Origin of the sequence: Citrobacter sp. wls826 (assembly GCF_005281245.1) — a bacterium.
Classification (GTDB): domain Bacteria; phylum Pseudomonadota; class Gammaproteobacteria; order Enterobacterales; family Enterobacteriaceae; genus Citrobacter; species Citrobacter braakii.
The window spans coordinates 29,728-34,093 of record NZ_SZWS01000054.1 but is presented as its reverse complement, the minus strand read 5'-3'; the positions used below and the strand labels follow the sequence as shown (position 1 = coordinate 34,093).

General features: G+C 51.3%; 4 protein-coding genes and 1 pseudogene. 2 read left to right on the top strand and 3 right to left on the bottom strand.

The window, feature by feature from the left end; translation table 11 throughout:
* A pseudogene (locus FDW87_RS22650) lies at positions 1–329 on the bottom strand (GlxA family transcriptional regulator); the annotation flags it as partial.
* Positions 330–577: 248 nt separating this feature from the next.
* Between FDW87_RS22650 and FDW87_RS14165 the strand changes: the two are divergent.
* A complete protein-coding gene (locus tag FDW87_RS14165) occupies positions 578–1,048 on the top strand; it encodes a GNAT family N-acetyltransferase (RefSeq protein ID WP_046274913.1) in 471 nt (156 codons plus the stop codon).
* A 98-nt stretch (positions 1,049–1,146) separates the two neighbouring features.
* Here the strand turns inward: FDW87_RS14165 and FDW87_RS14160 are convergent, their stop codons facing one another.
* Together FDW87_RS14160 and FDW87_RS14155 are read right to left on the bottom strand one after the other, a co-directional pair.
* Complete coding sequence (locus tag FDW87_RS14160; protein WP_103283856.1) at positions 1,147–2,340, bottom strand: MFS transporter; 1,194 nt, start codon at positions 2,338–2,340, stop codon at positions 1,147–1,149.
* Positions 2,341–2,481: 141 nt separating this feature from the next.
* Positions 2,482–3,618 (bottom strand): alpha/beta hydrolase, encoded by a 1,137-nt coding sequence (locus FDW87_RS14155; protein WP_137379866.1) that lies wholly within the window; start codon positions 3,616–3,618, stop codon positions 2,482–2,484.
* Positions 3,619–3,790: 172 nt separating this feature from the next.
* Here FDW87_RS14155 and FDW87_RS22645 point away from each other — a divergent pair.
* A partial coding sequence (locus tag FDW87_RS22645; RefSeq protein ID WP_252363184.1) for a LysR family transcriptional regulator occupies positions 3,791–4,366 on the top strand: 576 nt, incomplete at its 3' end.

The window sequence follows — 4,366 nt, the reverse complement described above, 5'->3', positions numbered from 1 at the left end:
GATGCAATGCGGCGGGCATGGGGAGCGGCAAGGCGTAGCCAGTCAACCACTGCAATCCCTTCCTGCGGGTTTTGACCTCTGCCAGTGATGATGATGGTATCGAGAGGTTCGCGAGGATCTATCTCATGCAGGCGGTGATCTGCCAATAGATTTAGGCCGGACTGACCATGGATCACCTGATGCGGTTGCGTTGTCGCTAACTGAACCTGGTAACACGTCTCCGTAGCGCCTTTGGGATGCAGGCGGTTGGCCTGCATCAGAATGTCGGCAATACCGGCGGACTCAAACAGCATACCGCCATCGGGAACAATAATGAGTATCTTCTTCATGTCCTGAAAAGTAATCTTTTTACACAATAAGTCAATATTACATACTCAACTGGAAAAAGTCTTACCCGTGGCGCAGCGACATTACCGCCACTGGTCGATGGTTTGATGTTGACTCAACGGCGTTGCCTGAGCATCTCCCTTGATTAAGAATAGCGTTGCATTGACCCATTAAACTCACCACGAGGGGCTGACGCTCTGCTACACCAAAAATGGTATTGTTCTACAAGTCACTCTCCTGACGAGGTCTTATGAAAATCAGAAGGTTTAGTAATGGAGATGAAATTTCGTTATTCAGCGTCTTTTTATCTTCTGTACATACCCTCGCATCACATTACTACACACAGGAACAAATAGATGCGTGGGCCCCAACGGATATCGACCCGGAACAATGGGCCAATCATATGAAAGAATTACGCCCCTTTGTTGTTGAAGTGGATGGTGAAATAGCTGGATATGCAGATCTTCAGCCAAATGGGTACATTGACCATTTCTTTGTCTCGGGAACCTACCCGAGACAGGGAGTAGGGACACTATTGATGAATCGCATTCATGAAGAAGCCAGACAACGTGGAATTGGCGAACTGACTTCAAATGTCAGTAAGGCTGCGGAGGCGTTCTTTCTACGACACGGCTTTCATGTTGTGGAACGTGGGTTTCCTGCCTGTCGCGGAGTGACATTACAAAATGCACTGATGCGAAAATATTTGGTGAAAAAATAGAAGATAACTGGGCTAAAGGCCCGCGATCAGCGAGGGCGGACACTCGGCTCTCTGCCGTATGCCATGACAGAGAGCACGCCAGAAATGAATGGATAGTTCTAGTTTGCTTTGCAGTTTTGACGGGATGTGACAATCGTCATTGCTGCTGCCGCCAGAAGTAAGAAACCACTCAAGCCAAAAGTACTGCGCCATCCCAGAGTGTCGAATACCATCCCACCTGCCGTTGAACCCAGAGCAATTGATAGCTGGATCACCGCAACCATTAAGCCACCACCCGCCTCTGCATCTTCGGGTAGTGCCCGCGCTATCCATGTCCACCATCCCGTTGGCGCAGCCGTTGCTAGTAGTCCCCACAGGCTGAGCAATACGGCAACAGCCCAGATGCTGTGTCCAACCAGAAGTAACGCCCCGGCAGTCGCTGCCATAAGCAGGGGGATCATGATTAAAGTCTGATAAAAACTTGTGTTCAGGAATATTGATACGGCCAGTGTGCCGACAAAACCCGCCACGCCTATTGCGAGCAAAATCAGAGAGAGACCAGTAGGGCCTACGCGGGTTACGGTCTCAAGAAAGGGGCGCACGTAGGTAAATAAGGCAAATTGCCCCATGAAGAAGAATCCGCAGGCCAGAAGTCCCGCAGGGACAATGGTGATGCGGAACAGATGACGCATAGATCTCTGGGATTTTTGTTTTTTATCGTTTTCCATCGATGGCAGGCTGACCCACTGCCAGATGAACGCGGCTATAGCCAGGGGAACGAGGCATAAAAATGCCCCTCGCCAGCCCACGGTCGTCCCCAGATAGCTGCCAAGCGGTGCCGCTACAACGGTAGCCAGCGCGTTCCCACCGTTAAAAATCGCCAGCGCGCGGGGAACCTGATGCTGCGGAACGAGCCGAATGGCGGTTGCAGCAGACATGGACCAGAATCCACCAATGACCACCCCAAGCAGGGCCCTCCCCAGCATATAAACCGGATAGCTGGGTGCCAGGGCGACGACTATCCCCGATATGGCCATTAAAACCGTCAGCCCCTGCAGGAGATGTTTTCGGTTCAGATCTCCGGCAATATGGGAGATAGTCAGGCTGGTAATGACCGCCAGCGCGCCAGAGATTGCAATTCCCTGGCCAGCCAGCCCTTCGGTAATGTGTAAATCACTGGCAATAAGCGTAAGCAGGCTGACCGGCATAAACTCGGAAGCGATCACCACAAACACGCACAGCGTCATGGCAAACACGCCCCCCCAATGCGCATGCTTTTTTTCGTAATGCGGTTTTAGTCTTACTGTGGACATTATCAGATCTCTTAATATCGAATCGGCCAGGTTCAGGCGCAGTCCGGACAGACGTCATTCAGGAAATCACGTCAAAACATGGATGAAAATGATCTGCAGGCGATTTACAGCCGCCTGCAAATATCAGGCGGCTTGGGGCGGTTATCTTAGGTTGGTATTGAAAAACTGCTCAAATTTAGCAAACGGAATCTTACCCGCAACGTTGTCGTACAGATCAACATGATTTGCCCCCGGCACAATCACCAGCTCTTTCTCATTGCTGCCGATCGTCCTAAAGGCATCTTCAGCAAAATAGCGTGAATGGGCTTTTTCGCCGGTCACGATAAGCGTGGGGATAGTGACTTCATTGGCGTAGCTCAGCAGCGGCATATTCATAAATGACAGCGGCATCGTCGCATTCCAGGCCCCGGTTGAGTTGACCGAACGCGCATGGAAACCACGCGGCATGCGATAATAATCAAAGAATTCTTTCAGAACCGGATTGGGATTTGCGGGTAACGTTTCTGGCAGAATACGTTTCGACGTACTGACGTTCCCCTTTTCATCAACATAAATGTCATGCCCGCCGGGCGCGAAAGCTCCGTTCTTCGCATCTTCCCAGCGCTGTGCGTTCAGATACTGTAATACGGCGCGACGATCCGCAGTGGTATAACGGTCTTTACCATCACCTACGCCATGCCCCATCGCACGGCTCATGTCATACATCACGCTGGTCGCCACCGCTTTCACGCGTGTATCCATCGCGGCGTCGTTTAAGGCCATCCCGCCCCATCCGCAGATACCCAGTAATCCGATACGATTTCGATCAACCTCATTTTGCAGGCCAAGGAAATCAACAGCCGCGCTGAAATCCTCGGTGTTGATATCCGGAGAGGCAACGTTACGCGGATAGCCACCGCTTTCCCCCGTATATGAAGGGTCAAAAGCCAGGGTAACAAATCCCTGCTCAGCCAACGTCTGCGCATACAGACCGCTGGACTGCTCTTTCACCGCGCCGAAAGGCCCGTTGATGGCAATGGCCGCCAGTTTGCGCTCGCCGCGATCCTTTGGAATGTAGAGATCACCGACCAGGGTGATCCCGAAGCGGTTCTGAAAGGTCACTTTACGGTGATTAACTTTCGTACTTTTAGCGAAGGTTTTATCCCATGTCTCGACCAGTGAAACTGGCGCGTTCGGATTGGTTGTATTGGCATAACTCATCGTTGTAACTCCACTTAATGATGCGCAGAGCAGCATGGCTGGTATCGCGGCTGTCAGTTTTTTGGTGAAGGCAGTCATCAAAATCCCCTCATAAAACGTGATAGATACAGGTTTCATACGGACAACACTGCTGTGCTTTGTTGCAATGCGAGCATTATAGTGAGCAGTAATAGTGCTTATTAGAGGGGTAAAATTGCTAGAATTAATACCATATTGTTCTAAATAGTGATGCGATAGCGAGGGAAACGTGATGGCGAAACGGGAAAACTATAATGATTTATACCTGTTCATGCAGGTGGTGCGGGAAGGGAGTTTTACCGCTGCGGCGCAACGACTCGGCCTGGCACAATCAGGTATAAGCCGTTCCGTACGCGAACTTGAAGAAAGACTGGGCGTTCAGCTTCTGGCTCGCACTACGCGTAGGCTATCGCTCACCCATGCCGGCGAACAACTCTACCGGACTATTGAGTCAGGATTCGACGCTTTAGATATGGGGCTTGCCACGCTGGCCCATTATCGCCAGTCCCCGTCAGGTACGGTACGGATTAATGCCAGTCAGCACGCTATTGATAAACTGCTCCTGCCAAAGCTTGCGGTGTTTAAGCAACGCTATCCTGACATCCGGCTGGAACTCATTAGCGAAAGTCGGTTTGTCGATATTATTGCGGAAAGATTCGATGCCGGTGTACGTCTCGGACCGGAAGTTGGCGGTGGCATGATAGCAGTCCGTATTTCCCCCGACATGGAGATGGCCATTGTTGGTACGCCAGAACACTTTCGCCGCTATGGCTTTCCACAAGTCCCGGCAGATTTGGCGGTTCATCCC

What these genes read in the sequence shown, in the direction of transcription:
- FDW87_RS14165 (WP_046274913.1), top strand. Translation starts at nt 578, where the DNA reads ATGAAAATCAGAAGGTTTAGTAATGGAGATGAAATTTCGTTATTCAGC.
- FDW87_RS14160 (WP_103283856.1), bottom strand. Translation starts at nt 2,340, where the DNA reads ATGTCCACAGTAAGACTAAAACCGCATTACGAAAAAAAGCATGCGCAT.
- FDW87_RS14155 (WP_137379866.1), bottom strand. Translation starts at nt 3,618, where the DNA reads ATGACTGCCTTCACCAAAAAACTGACAGCCGCGATACCAGCCATGCTG.